11 protein-coding genes are annotated in these 14,006 nt (G+C 61.1%); 1 reads left to right on the top strand and 10 read right to left on the bottom strand.

From position 1 onward, the window contains the following. Window position 1: 1 nt before the first annotated feature. The 4 genes from EWR20_RS09300 to EWR20_RS09285 all read right to left on the bottom strand — a co-directional run bounded on the left by EWR20_RS09300 (window position 2) and on the right by EWR20_RS09285 (window position 4,819). Window positions 2-1,042, bottom strand: a complete 1,041-nt coding sequence (locus EWR20_RS09300; RefSeq protein ID WP_165001006.1) for a CAP domain-containing protein — start codon at window positions 1,040-1,042, stop codon at window positions 2-4. Window positions 1,043-1,303: 261 nt separating this feature from the next. Then, window positions 1,304-1,999 carry a GNAT family N-acetyltransferase gene (locus tag EWR20_RS09295; RefSeq protein WP_129360380.1) on the bottom strand — a complete coding sequence of 232 codons (696 nt, stop codon included), beginning with the start codon at window positions 1,997-1,999 and terminating at the stop codon, window positions 1,304-1,306. 110 nt (window positions 2,000-2,109) lie between these two features. Beyond that, window positions 2,110-3,630 carry an amino acid permease gene (locus EWR20_RS09290; RefSeq protein ID WP_129360379.1) on the bottom strand — a complete coding sequence of 507 codons (1,521 nt, stop codon included), beginning with the start codon at window positions 3,628-3,630 and terminating at the stop codon, window positions 2,110-2,112. A 160-nt stretch (window positions 3,631-3,790) separates the two neighbouring features. After that, the gene (locus EWR20_RS09285) at window positions 3,791-4,819 is read right to left on the bottom strand and encodes an ornithine cyclodeaminase (protein WP_129360378.1); all 1,029 of its coding nucleotides are present in this window, start codon (window positions 4,817-4,819) and stop codon (window positions 3,791-3,793) included. Window positions 4,820-4,952: 133 nt separating this feature from the next. Here EWR20_RS09285 and EWR20_RS09280 point away from each other — a divergent pair, with 133 nt between their 5' ends. Further along, a complete protein-coding gene (locus tag EWR20_RS09280; RefSeq protein ID WP_129360377.1) occupies window positions 4,953-5,384 on the top strand; it encodes an Lrp/AsnC family transcriptional regulator in 432 nt (143 codons plus the stop codon). Window positions 5,385-5,545: 161 nt separating this feature from the next. Here EWR20_RS09280 and EWR20_RS09275 read toward each other — a convergent pair whose 3' ends face one another. The 6 genes from EWR20_RS09275 to EWR20_RS09250 form a co-directional block, all read right to left on the bottom strand. Then, the gene (locus tag EWR20_RS09275) at window positions 5,546-7,072 is read right to left on the bottom strand and encodes an amino acid permease (protein ID WP_238147698.1); all 1,527 of its coding nucleotides are present in this window, start codon (window positions 7,070-7,072) and stop codon (window positions 5,546-5,548) included. Window positions 7,073-7,356: 284 nt separating this feature from the next. Continuing rightward, window positions 7,357-8,925, bottom strand: a complete 1,569-nt coding sequence (locus tag EWR20_RS09270) for an amino acid permease (protein WP_129360375.1) — start codon at window positions 8,923-8,925, stop codon at window positions 7,357-7,359. Window positions 8,926-9,119: 194 nt separating this feature from the next. After that, complete coding sequence (gene ilvD, locus EWR20_RS09265) at window positions 9,120-10,961, bottom strand: dihydroxy-acid dehydratase (protein WP_129360374.1); 1,842 nt, start codon at window positions 10,959-10,961, stop codon at window positions 9,120-9,122. Between the two features lie 119 nt (window positions 10,962-11,080). After that, window positions 11,081-12,454, bottom strand: a complete 1,374-nt coding sequence (locus EWR20_RS09260) for an ATP-binding cassette domain-containing protein (protein WP_129360373.1) — start codon at window positions 12,452-12,454, stop codon at window positions 11,081-11,083. After that, window positions 12,442-13,182, bottom strand: a complete 741-nt coding sequence (locus tag EWR20_RS09255) for an energy-coupling factor transporter transmembrane component T family protein (RefSeq protein WP_129360372.1) — start codon at window positions 13,180-13,182, stop codon at window positions 12,442-12,444. Before EWR20_RS09255 ends, EWR20_RS09260 begins: the two co-directional genes overlap by 13 nt. After that, a complete protein-coding gene (locus tag EWR20_RS09250) occupies window positions 13,179-13,973 on the bottom strand; it encodes an ECF transporter S component (RefSeq protein WP_129360371.1) in 795 nt (264 codons plus the stop codon). The genes EWR20_RS09255 and EWR20_RS09250 overlap by 4 nt, the downstream gene beginning before the upstream one ends. Window positions 13,974-14,006: the final 33 nt, after the last annotated feature.

The following is a 14,006-nucleotide window of genomic DNA, read 5'->3' as shown; positions in this document are numbered from 1 at the left end:
CTCAGCGGTAGACGCGCACGACCCCGTCGGCGATGTTCCAGCCCAGGACATATCCATTCGAGAAGTTCTGTCTCATCTCGTTCCCATAGTGATACTCATTGCTCGTGGGGAATCCGAATCCCCTTTCGTAGTCGTGCCGTGACCACGAGGCACCTATCGCCCCGTACTCTTTGACGTAGTGCGCACCGGTTTGCGGGGTCCACAAGAACTTGTGACGGCGGCCGCGGCCGTCCTGGAAGATTTGGTACCGGCCACCGGTCGCATCGCTTTCGTTCATGGTCGGTTTGCCGAAAGCCGCCGGTCCCCCATTGCCGTAGTAGGCCGAGCCGACGGCACCGTAGGTGCTGTATGCGCCGGACGTCTGGGGTTGATAACCGGCGCCACTGACCGTGGTCAAAGCATCCTCGGGAGCCCCGCCGTTGGCGTATCCGTAGAGGTTAACCGTGCCGAGAAGACTCCACGGTTGACCCGTGCGGGAGAGGCTGCCGTCCGCATAGGTCAGTGCGATACCGACCACCTGAGCTCCTGGGTTGAGCAGGGCCGCACTGTGCGCAGGCGACGTTTTCCACCACGCGAGCAATTGCATAACGTCTCGCTGGTAGGTCAGAGCGATGACCTCATTGGCATGCGAGTATCGCCCAGCCCGTGAGTCGGTCAGGAAATTATTCGTGTGGTAGAAAGACTCGGCGGTGATCTGGTCGTCCGAATGCTGCTGTTCGATCTGCGTCAGGCGGGCGGAGAATTTGACCGGGTTCAGGCCATGGGCCCTGCGGTAAGCATTGATTCCGTCCAGAAGGCGCTGGGTATCGGCCATTCGCTGGCCCTGGCTGACCTGCACGATATCCTGTTGCGCCGCCTGGCTCGCTGCTGGAGCCTGAACCTGTGACCCGGTCAGTGCCGTGGCGGCCAACGCGGATGCTGCAACGGCTACGCGAGCCGCCCTGCCGTGGGCAACGCTCTGCACCAAGGACTGACGCCGCCCCGCATGTCGCGGCGTGTATTTGCGGCCGGCGGACTGGCCAAAAAGAGACTGAGTAGGCATAGATAGACCCATGGAGGGCTCCATTCGCAGTACTGACGAGTGACGATGAAATAAAGTGCCCAGGAGTCATTCGTCGACACCGAGGCACACTGATTTTATATAGAAATAGTCACGTTTTGATACAAGAAATCTAGTTTCGAAATCAAAGCGTGACTACACATTAAGGTCAGTGCATGAAATACCGGTGTCCTACCTGCACAATTATGTTCACCAATGCGATCCGGAAGCGAAAATACTCAGGCTGTGTTCGAAATGCTTTAGTTACTTTTCGAAAATATGTTCGGGCCAGCGCACCGGACCTCGGGGGTCTTCCGTGAGCAATCCGGCGATCCACACATCGAGCAATCTTCCGTTGACGGTGGTCAGGGCCCGGCGCGACAGGCCCTCGTAAGAGAATCCGAGCCGCTGGGCCAGCCGGGCCGAAGGAATGTTTCCGACCATGGCTCGCCATTCGACCCGGCTCAAGCCCAAACCGGAGGGCAGATCTTTCGGATCCTGGGGAGCCGGCGAGCCGAAAGCGAAATCCAGAACCAGCTCACACGCCTCCGCGGTAAAGCCTCCTCCCCTGGCATCCCGCGCCGCCCACACTCCCATACTGGCCGTCCGGGAACTTGTCATGGACAGTGACACCAGTCCCGCGAAGAGTCCGACGTTCTCACCCTCTCCCGGAACCTGATCGGCGGCGTCGCGCGGAACCTGGACCAGCGTCCCCGTGTCCGGCCCATCGACCTCATCCCTGATATGGAAAGCCCAAGTCAATACGCTTCCTGATTTCCACCCGGGAGCGACGACGCCCTCGATGTATTCGAGGGCGTCGTCTTCTTCATAGGAATCGGGAACCGATCCGGTCCACCGAGGAATCTCCGGATCCCGGCATGCGTCGACCATGGCGGCGACGTCGTTGGCACACGGCGCATCGAGGGCAAGACGGGAGGACCGGAGGCTGACATTACGCATGATGCAATCTTAGCCCGCGCCTAGAACCCCAGGCCCCACGAGACCGGTGCTCGAACAGCGAAGGCCCCGTGAACACGCCACGGGGCCATTGCGCTGCGGCCAGCTACGGACTAGGACTTGTTCCGCCCTTTCGCCGCGGGGCGCTGGGCCACGACGGGATGCAGACCCGTGACTCCTTCGCGCTCGGCCGCAATTTCGAGAACCCGCCCGCGAACCGCGAACCACCCGATGATGAGGGCCGGAATAACGATCACCATGGATCCGAGCGTGTACGTGCCCACCGGATAGTCCATAGCGATCAGAACCACGACTCCGGCCATGAACAACAGGACCAGCCAGTTGCTGTACGGGCTCAGGGGGGCGCGGTAATCCGGTCGCCGGTACAGTCCCTTTTTGGTCAGGGAGACGAACTTCATGTGGCAGATGGTAATGGTCAACCAAGCGCTCATGATGCCGATCGAGGCGAAATTCAGCACGATCTCGAAGGCGCTTTCCGGGACGAAGTAGTTGAGCACCACACCGAGCAAAGCAACGATTGCGGTCAGGAAAATGCCGCCGTAGGGAACGCCTGAACGCGTCAGATTCTGCGCGAATTTGGGCGCAGAACCGGCCATCGCCATCGAATGCATGATGCGACCAGTCGAGTACAGGCCGGCGTTGAGGGACGAGAGTGCGGCCGTGATCACTACGAGCTGCATGATCGGCCCGGCAGCGTCAACCCCGATCGAGGAGAAGAACGTGACGAAGGGGCTCTCTGTCTCGCTGAAAGCTGTGTACGGCAGCAACAGGCAGAGCAGGAGAACGGAACCGACGTAGAAGACTGCGATACGCAAAATCACGGTGTTGATGGCCTTGGGGATAATCTTTTCCGCGTTCTTGGTCTCGCCGGATGTCGTGCCCACGAGCTCGATGCCTGCGTAGGCGAAGACGACACCCTGGGTGATGATCAACGCCGGCATCAATCCGTTCGGAAAGATTCCGTCGTTATCGGACATGAGCTGGAAGCCCGTGGGGTTACCGTTCGGCGTACCCACGATCACGAAGATGATGCCCACCACCAGGAAGATCAGCAGGGCGACGACTTTGATCAGGGAGAACCAGAATTCCATCTCGCCAAAGACCTTCACGGAGATCAGGTTCATTGCGACCACGATCACCACCACGAGGAAAGCGATGACCCACTGAGGAATCGCCCCGAAAAAGTCGAAGTATTGCCCGAACCAGCGCACGTAAATAGCGATCGCGGTCGCGTCCACCACCGCCGTGGTCGCCCAGAAGAGCCAATACATCCAGCCGGAGAAGTACGCGGCCTTCTCGCCGAAGAATTCGCGCGAGTAGGAGACGAAGGATCCTGAAGAGGGCCGATGGACCACGAGTTCACCGAGGCTGCGCAGAATCAGGTAGCCCATGAATCCGCAAATTGCGTAGACAATGAACAGTGAGGGGCCCGCGCTGTGGAGGCGCCCTCCGGCCCCCAGGAAGAGACCGGTACCGATGGCTCCGCCGATAGCGATCATCTGAAGCTGACGGGGGCCCAGTCCCTTGTGAAACCCCGCCTGCTCATCATTGAATGTTTGCCCGGTGCCGTGGCTCTGAGGCTCGACCTCCGCGCGGGATGCTTTGGATGACATGGGTTAGTTACCTTCTCTTAGGAAACCTCGTAAGTGTGCGAGTTAGTCCGATACATTATCGGCTCGATGTGTCGAATATGTTACCCACAAATATGAAGGACCGTGCCGCACACCACACTGCGCGCGACACGGTCTTTCGAGGACCGAGAAGGGTGGGCCCTTATCCCACGGGCTTTAGCGCATTGACGAGCGAAAAGAGGTCCTTGGGGTCATCGGGATCCGCGACCATGTCAATATAGGTTTGCAACGGCGAATCGGCCGTAGCGTCCCGGACGCAGCGGAGCGCCGAGAAATCGTTGATCGCAAATCCGACCGAGTCGAAGATCGTGATGTCTTCTTCCGATGTCCGACCTTCCGCCTCACCGTTGAGGACCTGCCAGAACTCGGTCACGGGGAAATCGGGGTCCATCTGCTGGATTTCTCCCTCGACTCGAGTCTGCGGAGTGAACTCCACGAACACCTTGCCCCGGTCGAGGATGGCCGCCTCCAGCTCGGTCTTGCCGGGGCAGTCGCCGCCCACAGCATTCAGGTGCATTCCGGGGCGGACATGCCGGGTGGCCAGGATGGTGTTCTGCGCCTTGTCCGCGGTGCAGGTCGTGACAATGTCGGCGTCGGCCACCGCTTCATCTACGGAGTCGGCCGCCGTAATGCGGAAGCCCAGCGGCTCGAGGTTGCGCCGCAGCTTCTCGACCGCTTTGGGGTCGACGTCGTAGACCGTGAGGTCCTCAATGCCCAGCGCCGCGCGGAACCCGAGTGACTGGAACTCCGACTGCGAGCCCGCCCCCACCAGAGCCATTCTCTTGGAGTCGGGACGAGCCAGCTTTCGGGCGGTCATGGCCGACGTCGCCGCGGTCCGCAACGCCGTCAACAGGGTCATTTCGGCCAAAAACGTCGGGTAGCCGTTGTCGACGTCGGCCAGCACGCCGAAGGCCGTGACGGTTTGGAAACCGCGAGCGGGATTAGAAGGGTGGCCGTTGACGTACTTGAAGGAGTACAACTCGCCATCGGAGGTGGGCATGAGCTCGACCACGCCGAAAGGGGTGTGGCTCGCGATCCGAGGGGTCTTGTCGAATTTGGCCCAGCGACCAAAGTCATGCTCAAGGTAGCCGATCATTTTCTCGATGATGGCCTCCACACCGTCGCGCTGGATCCACCGCGCCATGTTCTGAACATCGACGAATTGCGTCATGTTTTTCCTCCTCCTGACGAGTTCTGGATTCACCATGAGCCTAGTATTCACACTATTGAACCGAAATGGCCTCAATTCATCCAGAATGCCCCTCAGGTATTCAGATTGTTCGATACGGATTAGCATTATGGATATGGCGAAGACTTCAGATCTGGATCGACGACTCATCGCGGCCTTGCGCAAGGACGGCCGTGCCTCCATTGCAGCGCTGGCTCAGGAACTCGACGTCTCCCGGGCGACGGTCACCAAACGCATTGATTCGCTGACCGCCCGGGGAATCATCGTGGGGTTCAGCGTGCGTGTCCGAGACTATGCAGAGGCTTCGCAGGTCCGCGCCATATCTCTGATCGAAGTCGAAGGCAGAACCACGGATCACGTGATCGACGAGTTGCGTGGGCTCCCCGAGATTCTGGCGCTCCACACGACCAACGGAGGGTGGGATCTCGTGGCCGAATTGCAGTGCGTGGATCTTCAGGATTTCGACGCCGTCCTCAAGAGCATCCGCGGCATATCCGGAGTCGTAAACAGCGAGACGAGTCTGCTGTTGAGCTCGGTGGTCAGGTAGCCCGTCCTCATCGATACGAGGATCCCTCCGAGGCTTCGGCGCAACCGGCACCTTTGTTGCACCTCGCGGATGCGCCCGCTCACCCGATGGTCGGATGAGCGGGCCCACTCCGGATCGCCGTCGTCCACATATCATCGCTGAGACAAGAGCGGACGTTCGGTCTACTCCTTGTTGTCAGCGTTTCCGGCGTAGATGTCCGGAGCGATCACGGTTCTGGCCTTCTGGGCCTCGTGCCGTTGCTGCGCGTCAACCGCCTGCCGTGCCGCAACTATGGGATAGGCGCCGGTGACACCTTCTCTTTGGGCCGCCAGCTCCATGACGCGTTTCCGGACGGCGAACCACCCTACGATGAGGAGAGGGACTACGATCAGCATGGACCCCAGGGTCAGCGTCCCCACGGGGTAGTCCAGGGCCATGAGAATGACGACCGAAACCAGGAATGCGACCGTCAACCAGTTGGTCACCGGTGCGAACGGCGCCCTGTACCGGGGCCTGGTGTAGAGCCCCTGCTTCGACAGGCGGACGAACTTCTGGTGCGACAGAGTGATAGCCGCCCATGAGGCCATCGTCCCGATAGCGGAAATATTGAGCACGATTTCGAAGGCCTGCGACGGCACGAGGTAGTTCAGCACGACACCCAGCAGTGAAACAACCGCGGTCAGGAGGATTCCTCCGAAGGGAACACCCGATGCGTTCAACTTGGCGGCGAATCGAGGTCCCGAACCGGCCATCGCCATGGAGTGCAGGATCCGACCCGTCGAGTACAAGCCAGCATTGAGCGAGGACAGAGCCGCCGTAATGACGACGAGCTGCACGATGGGCCCGGCGGCATCCACGCCGATCGAGGAGAAGAAAGTAACGAAGGGTGATTCGCCCTCGCTGTACGCGGTGTACGGCATCAGCATGCACAGGAGCAGAACGGAGCCGACGTAGAAGACCGCAATACGGAGAATGACCGTGTTGATGGCCCTGGGAATAACCTTCTCCGGATCCTTGGTTTCGCCGGACGTGGTTCCCACGAGCTCAATACCCGCGTAGGCGAACACCACGCCCTGAATCACCACAAGCGCGGCCATGCCACCGGAGGGGAACAGACCCCCATGATCCGTGATGAGAGAAATACCCGTAGGCTGTCCAGTCGGCGACCCGAAGACCACGAAGATGATGCCGAGCACCAGGAACAGGACGAGCGTGCCGACCTTGATGAGCGAGAACCAGAATTCCATTTCCCCGAAGACCTTGACGGAGATCAGGTTGGCTCCCACAACGATCGCGACAACGGCAAGAGCGGAAACCCATTGGGGAATGCTCGCAATGGCCTCGCTGTACCGACCGAACCATCGGACGTAGATCGCGATGGCCGTCGCATCCGCGATGGCGGTCATGGCCCAGTTGAGCCAGTACAGCCAGCCGGAGACGTACGCGGCCTTTTCCCCGTAGAACTCGCGCGTATAGGAGACGAATGACCCGGACGACGGGCGGTGACAGACCAGCTCGCCCAGTGAACGCAACATCAGGTACCCGAAGAAACCGCAGACACCGTAAATGATGAAGAGGGAAGGACCCGCGGAGGCGAGACGGCCACCGGCGCCGAGAAACAGGCCGGTGCCGATGGCACCGCCGATCGCAATCATCTGGAGCTGGCGCGCCCCTAGTCCTTTCCGCAGGCCGGCATCCTCCGCGGCCATGAATTGATTGGATTTTCCGTGGGCCTTGCCCGACGGGCCCCCCGAAGAAAATGTCGATGACATTGACTAACCCTTTGGTTCAGGGAGCATCCACTCCATCGCTCCCCTAGCGAGGGGAGTCAAGGAGGGACGCTCGACTCGAAACATCACCGACCGGGAGGCCCCATAGCGACACCATGTGCCCTACCTCACTCGATCGGCTCAAGGCCGTAGCTTACCCGGAAATGCGCCCGCAGTGCTGCATCCACCGACCCCTCAGGTCCTCGGTTGTCAGGGAAAACCCGTTATTCGTCGTCGAGATGGATGGTCGTGTTGGACTTGCCGTGGTCGAACGGAGCGTCCTTGTCCTCGGTCGTCGGCCACTGAGCAACCACCGGGAACTGACCGGTGTACCCCTCGCGCTGTGCGGCGACTTCCATGACCCGACGACGGACCAGGAACCATCCGATGATCAGCAGCGGAATGATAACCACCATGGACGCAAGGGTGTAGGTACCCACCGGGTAGTCAAAAGCGATTAGCACCATCACGGCCGCCAGAAACAGCATCGTGATCCAGTTGGTGAAAGGGGCCAGCGGGGCCCGATATTTCGGTCGCTGGTAGAGGCCCTTTTTGGCCAGGGCCACGAATTTCTGATGCGGCAAAGTAATCGCGGCCCAACCAACGATGATTCCGACCGCTGACATGTTCAACACGATCTCGAATGCCGCCTCAGGGACGAGGTAGTTCAGGATCACGCCCAGCATACCGACACCCGTGGTCAACAGAATACCCACGAACGGGACACCGCCCTTGGTGAGCTTCTGGGCAAAGCGTGGGGCCGAACCGGCCATCGCCATCGAGTGGACGATTCGGCCCGTCGAGTACAGCCCGGCATTGAGCGAGGACAGGGCCGCGGTGATCACCACAAGTTGCATGATGGGCCCCGCAGCATCCACCCCGATCGAGGCGAAGAATGTCACGAACGGCGATTCGTCGTCGCTGTACTGCGTATACGGCAGCAGGAGGCAGAGAAGCAGGACCGAGCCGACGTAGAAAACGGCGATGCGGAGGATCACGGAGTTGATCGCGCGCGGAATGACCCGGTCGGGCTCCTGGGTCTCGCCCGATGCTGTGCCCACAAGCTCAATACCGGAGTACGCAAAGACGACACCCTGCGAGACGACGAGCGCGGGCAGCAAACCATTGGGCAGCATTCCGCCGGATTCCGAAATCAGCGTGAATCCGGTGGGATCCCCCGACGGGGATCCGAAGATCACGAACAGGATGCCGACGATCATGAAGATCACGAGCGCGCTGACCTTGATGATCGCGAACCAGAACTCCATCTCGCCGAAGACCTTGACGGAGATGAGGTTCATGACCGTCACCGCGGCGATCACCAGGAATGCCAGAGCCCACTGGGGGACCGCATTGATGAAGGAGATGTACTGCCCAAACCATTTCACGTAGATCGCCATGGCCGTCGCGTCCACGATCGTGGTCGTGGCCCAACTGAGCCAATACATCCATCCGGTGAAGTATGCGGACTTCTCCCCGAAGAACTCGCGGCAATAGGACACGAACGACCCGGAGGAAGGGCGATGCACCACGAGCTCGCCCAGTTGCCGGAGGATGAGATAGCCGAAGAATCCGGCCACGGCGTACAGGATGAACAGGGTTGGTCCGGCGTTTTGGAGCCGCCCACCCGTCCCCAGGAACAGTCCCGTTCCGATCGAGCCACCGATCGCGATCATTTGTAGCTGACGAGGGCTCAAACCCTTTTTGAAGCCTTCTTGTTCCGCCTCGAATTGATTCTGTGCGGCCTCGGGTGAACGACTCGCCGCCGACGAGTCTGAACCAGGTGATGCCATGGGGGTTCCTCCCACTACGTCGGTCACGAACCTCCCCTTGGTCCGTAGAGTCTGCACGGTATCTTACCGAAACGTCGACGCATCTGTAACCCCGGCCACAACGAAAGTTGTCCACGGGGCAACACGCCCCGTGGACAACAGAAGATGCACGACAAGGGAGGTGCGGTCCCTTGCGGGACCTGCCTCGCGGAAGCTTACTCCGGAACGACTCGAACAGCACCCTTGTCCGCGCTGGTCACCATAGAAGCGTACGCGCGCAGAGCCGTGGAGACCTGACGCTCACGGGGTTTGGTCGGCTTCCAGGGCAGAGGACCACGGGCCTCTCGACGCCTGGCCAGCTCCTCGTCGGAGACGTGCACCTGCAGGAGACGGTTGGCGACGTCGATCTCAATCTCGTCGCCGTGTTCGATCAGGCCCACGGCTCCTCCGGCTGCGGCCTCGGGCGAGATATGACCGATCGAGATACCCGAAGTGCCGCCGGAGAAACGACCGTCCGTGATGAGGGCGCATTCCTTGCCGAGGCCAAGACCCTTGAGGTAAGAGGTTGGGTACAGCATTTCCTGCATCCCGGGGCCGCCCTTGGGCCCTTCGTACTGGATCACCACGATGTCGCCGGGTTCGACGTGCTTGGATAGGATCTCGAACACGGCTTCGTCCTGGGACTCGACGACAAAGGCCTTGCCCCGGAAGTGGAACAGGCTCTCGTCGATTCCCGCGGTCTTGATGACCGCTCCGTCCTCGGCGATATTGCCGAAGAGGATAGCCAGACCCCCGTCCTTGGTGTAGGCGTGCTCGACCGAGTGGATACAACCGAATTCCGGATCCGTATCCAGTTCCTCGAATTTGTTGGCCGTCGAGAATGCCTGCGTCGTGCGCACTCCCCCCGGCGCGGCGAGGAACAGTTCACGGGCGCGTTCCGAGGCCGAATCGCGGCGTATGTCCCACTCGTTGAGCCAATCGTCCACCGACTCGGCGTGCACGGTGCGCACGCCATCGTGCCGGAACAGCCCCGCCCGATCCAACTCACCCAGGATTGCGGGGATACCGCCGGCCTTGTGGACGTGCTCGATATGGAATTTCGTCGAGTTGGGGGCAACCTTGGCCAAGCACGGGACGTGCCGAGAGAGCTCGTCGATGTCCTTGAGCTTGAAGTCCACCTCGGCCTCCTGCGCAGCGGCAAGGATGTGCAGAACCGTGTTGGTAGAACCGCCCATGGCGATGTCGAGGGCCATCGCATTCGCGAAGGCGTTCTTGGACGCGATATTGCGGGGAAGGACGGATTCGTCGTCCTCCTCGTAGTATTTCTTGGCCAGTTCGACGACGGTGCGACCGGCATTGAGGAACAGGTCCTTGCGGGCAATCTGGGTCGCCAACGTGGTCCCGTTGCCGGGCAATGAGAGCCCCAAGGCCTCCGTCAGGCAGTTCATCGAGTTGGCCGTGAACATGCCGGAGCAAGAGCCGCACGTCGGGCAGGCGTTTTCCTCGATCATGCCGAGCTGATCGTCGGTCACAGATTCGTCCACCGCGTATGCCATGGCGTCGACCAGGTCGATGCGGTGCTCGATGACGCCCTCGACCGCGTTGCCGGACTCCATGGGTCCGCCGGAGACGAATACCACGGGGATATTCAGGCGCATGGCGGCCATGAGCATCCCGGGAGTGATCTTGTCACAGTTGGAAATGCACACGAGAGCATCGGCCCGGTGGGCGTTGACCATGTATTCGACCGAATCGGCGATGATGTCGCGGGATGGCAAGGAGTAGAGCATGCCGTCGTGCCCCATCGCGATGCCGTCGTCGACGGCGATCGTGTTGAATTCCTTGGCGACGCCGCCGGCCTCTTCCACTGCGCCCGCCACGAGAGAACCCATATTTTTCAGATGGACGTGACCCGGAACGAACTGCGTGAAGGAGTTGGCGATCGCGACGATCGGCTTGCCGAAATCTTCCTTCTTCATTCCCGTCGCACGCCACAGCGCGCGGGCCCCAGCCATGTTCCGCCCGTGCGTGGATGTTCTGGAACGCAGGTCAGGCATATATCCTCCTTGAACGTCTGATGCTCCGTCCAGACTACTCCCGGTTATACTCACGCCAATTGTTGAGATGGGCTGTCTTGAATGCTGGAATGCAGGGCTCGGTACTGTGACGACGGGCGTCACCGGGCGGATTCCAGACGGATCACCCGCTGGGCAACCGTATCGGCGAAAGCTTCATCGTGTGTCACCACAAGAACCGCGGCGCCCCAAGAAACGCGCCGGCGAATGTGCCGCTCGAGGATGGAGCGTCCGACCGCATCGAGAGACACCGTGGGTTCGTCCAGGAGGAGAACAGGCGTTTGACGTGCAATGACGGCGGCCAAGGAAAGCAGGCGCCGTTGGGAGGCGCACAGCTCCAGGGGGTGCTCGTCGCATTGGAAACCCAGACCACAGTCGACGACGGCTTGGTCCGCAGCCAGATGGCTCTGGGCCCCGGCGAGCACTTGGGCATAGACCGTACGTTCGCTCAACTGATCCGTCGGGTTCTGCAGCATGATGGAGATATCGCGCGCCGCTTCCGCGGGCTTGTTCGGAACCGGTTGCCCTCGGGCCTCGATCCGCCCCGTTGAGCGTTCAAGTCCCATGATCGCCCGCAGCATCGTGGTTTTGCCGGCACCATTCGGTCCGGTGACTGCGACACACTCCCCCAGGGCCACGCTGAGGCTGAGGTTCTGGACCACGGGCACGTCGCTGCCGGGTCGGTACCCATCCACCCCTCGCAGTTCGAGGCCTGGACTCCCGGTTTCTGGCCCCTCGGCCGGTGATACAGAGCAAGCACGAGGACGGGGTACGAATCCTGTCGGGCTCTCCCCCAGATCCAGTCTGTGGGTAGCCCTGTCGAGGAACGGTTCGTCATATCCGGCTAGGAGCACGATGCCCATGCCGTCAGCCGCCAATGCATCGATGCTCTCCCTCACTGACATCGTGGTTTCCGGGTCGAGTCCTGCACCTGGCTCATCGAGGATCACGATGGCTGGCCGCAGCACCAGAACGCAGGCCAAGGCCACCAATCGCTCTTGCCCTCCCGAGAGCTCCATCGGGTCCCGGTCGAGAATCCCACTCAAACCCAAGGTCCCGACGACCCGTGCCACCTCGTACCTCTGCTCATCCCTCGTCATTCCGCGATATTCCAGGCCGAAGGCGATCTCCTCCTCGACCGTCGCTCTTGCGGCCGAGAGATAGGACCGGGCGTCCTGAGGCAGGTAGGCCGCACGCCGGGACCATTCGGACAGATCGGTCTGAGGACGGTCTTCCGGGCGGTAGTCCACACGCTGATCCCCGAATTCGATGAATCCTCGCATCTGCCCTCCGTTGCTGGGGAAGATTCCGGCCATGATCTGCCCCAATGTGGACTTCCCGACGCCGGACCCGCCAGTTACGGCGAGAACCTCGCCAGGGTTGAGCTCGACGTGGACATCGCACAGCAGAGGGTTCTGGAGGTCCACGCGCTCATCGTGGTGGAAGGATTCGATCCCGAGGTTCAGAAGGGCCACACAATCACCGCCGTTGCCACGATCGAGGCTGCTAATACTGTCCGACGAAGTACAGCTTGGCCTCGGGAGTCAGGGACCTCCCGATACCTCGGGACGCGGGCGGGGCCGTGACCGGGGAATCCGCGAGCCTGGAGGTGCACGGAACGCTCCGTTGCTTCGTACACGGCGGAGGATACGAGCGGAACAGTCTGATGCCTGACTCTCCGCACCCACGAGAGCGGAAATCGGCCCAGGTCGAGACCCCGTACAGCCTGCGCCTGTCCGATAAGCCGCGAGCGTCCGGCCAGGTGGGGACCCATATTCAGGGTCGCTATCACCACGTATCCGATAGTGCGCGGAACTCTCGACTCGTCGATCGCGGCCACGAGGCGCATTCGGTCCACGACGACGAGGCACAGCACACCCACACCGACAATCGGAACGAGTCTCAACGCATAGTCGCCCGCGGTCCGGATGCCTTCAGCGGTTAGACGCACCCATCCCCAGTTCCAGAGAACGGTGAGTCCGGTGGTGTCGAACAATGCGTGCACCATGAGCTGCGATACTGCCAGAGGGACCATGATTCCCACCGCGCCGCCGAGCCACGCGCGGCCACGGTGATGGAACAAAGCCAATGCAAGGCATAAGAAAGCCACGAGCCCAGCGGGCCAGAGACCACCGATGCCCGTCGAGACCAGGACGACGGCCAGACCTACGGTAAGAACCGTGAAGGGATGCAGCTGTGTCAACGCGTCTCAGAAATCCTCCGGACGGTGCGCTGGGGCAGCGCACAGATCAAAAGTGCCACGACCAAGAAGGAAATCGCCTTGTCGCCAGGGTCGGTCACGAGCGCTTGCTTGGTCGTCGCCTGAAGGATCGAGTCTCCGTAGGCTCGGAAGGCCGTCACGATGGCCCCGGTGGCCGCGCCGGATGTTCCCCCGTAGACGAATGCGGCTATGGGCGCCGAGATCGTCGCGCTGATCAAGCCGGCGACGAATCCGAAGATCGGGGCGGACCAGATCCTTCGCACGGCTCCCCAACGCCCTGCCGTCCCGGCGCAGAATCCGACAACCGCCGCGACCGCGGCAAAAGGCAAGAGGGTCGGGTTGAACAGGGACCACACGAGGTTTCCGAGGATTCCCGTCGCGACTCCCGCGCTGCGACCCGCGAGGAAAGCGATGAGAATCGTACCCATCGAGTCGAGGTACAGAGGAACCAACGAGCTTCCGACGAACTGACCCAAGAGAATGTTGAGCACCAATCCGACGGGAATCAGAACGATGGTTCCGACGGACAGCCCAGGGAGGGTTCCGGCGAGCAGGAAGAGCGCAGCGACGAGGTATCCCACGAACAGAACCGCGGCCGGCACATTGGTTGTACCGATCGCGGCATCGGCAGGTTGAGTCAGCACTGTTCCGAGGTAGATCGCCGCGATGAGCAACGCTCCCACGATGATGCAGAAACGTTGCCACGAGGAACGCGCGGAAGAATCTGCTTTGATCAAGGAGGGGCAGTCGGTGATGCGAGGTGATGAAGGCATAGGTGTCGTCCGAAGGTCAGATGGAAACGGCCT

It is taken from the genome of Rothia uropygioeca (genome assembly GCF_004136585.1).
In the GTDB taxonomy this organism is placed as follows: Bacteria; Actinomycetota; Actinomycetes; order Actinomycetales; family Micrococcaceae; genus Rothia.
Note: the sequence above shows the minus strand (reverse complement) of the source record. Positions and strands in the feature narration are given on the sequence as shown.

Bases quoted from the DNA above. Each gene is read 5' to 3' on its own strand.
- EWR20_RS09300 (WP_165001006.1), bottom strand. From the start codon at position 1,042: ATGCCTACTCAGTCTCTTTTTGGCCAGTCCGCCGGCCGCAAATACACG.
- EWR20_RS09295 (WP_129360380.1), bottom strand. From the start codon at position 1,999: ATGCGTAATGTCAGCCTCCGGTCCTCCCGTCTTGCCCTCGATGCGCCG.
- EWR20_RS09290 (WP_129360379.1), bottom strand. From the start codon at position 3,630: ATGTCATCCAAAGCATCCCGCGCGGAGGTCGAGCCTCAGAGCCACGGC.
- EWR20_RS09285 (WP_129360378.1), bottom strand. From the start codon at position 4,819: ATGACGCAATTCGTCGATGTTCAGAACATGGCGCGGTGGATCCAGCGC.
- EWR20_RS09280 (WP_129360377.1), top strand. From the start codon at position 4,953: ATGGCGAAGACTTCAGATCTGGATCGACGACTCATCGCGGCCTTGCGC.
- EWR20_RS09275 (WP_238147698.1), bottom strand. From the start codon at position 7,072: ATGGCCGCGGAGGATGCCGGCCTGCGGAAAGGACTAGGGGCGCGCCAG.
- EWR20_RS09270 (WP_129360375.1), bottom strand. From the start codon at position 8,925: ATGGCATCACCTGGTTCAGACTCGTCGGCGGCGAGTCGTTCACCCGAG.
- ilvD (WP_129360374.1), bottom strand. From the start codon at position 10,961: ATGCCTGACCTGCGTTCCAGAACATCCACGCACGGGCGGAACATGGCT.
- EWR20_RS09250 (WP_129360371.1), bottom strand. From the start codon at position 13,973: ATGCCTTCATCACCTCGCATCACCGACTGCCCCTCCTTGATCAAAGCA.